General features: G+C 67.6%; 1 protein-coding gene. It reads right to left on the bottom strand.

Features of this window, described 5'->3' with window-relative positions; translation table 11 throughout:
• Positions 1 to 393: lysoplasmalogenase (locus E0L35_RS25565; protein WP_138801732.1), on the bottom strand; the 393-nt coding region annotated here is incomplete at its 3' end.
• Positions 394 to 454 lie beyond the last annotated feature (61 nt).

A 454-nucleotide genomic window follows, 5' to 3' on the forward strand; every position in this document is an offset into this window, starting at 1 on the left:
GTGCGGCCACAGGCCAAGTACATTGAGTACAGCGAACGCACCGAGCAGGACGCTGGCGGCGAGCAGGCCACGCCCGGCACGCAGGCCATCGCGGAAGGCGACGATGTAGCAGAGGTGCGCCAGCAGGAACGCGACCAGCCCCGGCACGAACGCATCCATCGGCAACATCAGCGCGATATCCCCCACGCACGACAGCAGCATGCCAGCCAGCACCGCGCGTCGGTAGAACGGCTGCGCTGGATCATGCACGCGCCAGGCGATGGCAGCGATCAGCAGCGTGGTGGTCGGCTTGGCCAGCCAATGCAGCCAGCGCCCGTCGCCGTGCAGGAACGCACCGAGGATGGCGAGGATCGCCATCAACAGGATCACGCCATCGCGGGCGCGCGGTTTCATCGTGCCTTCCACAGGTCCGCAAGGCGGTCAGGCTTGCCGGCGATACGCTCCAGCACCGGGT

It is taken from the genome of Halomonas sp. ATBC28 (assembly GCF_005937175.1).
Taxonomy (GTDB): Bacteria; Pseudomonadota; Gammaproteobacteria; order Pseudomonadales; family Halomonadaceae; genus Vreelandella; species Vreelandella titanicae.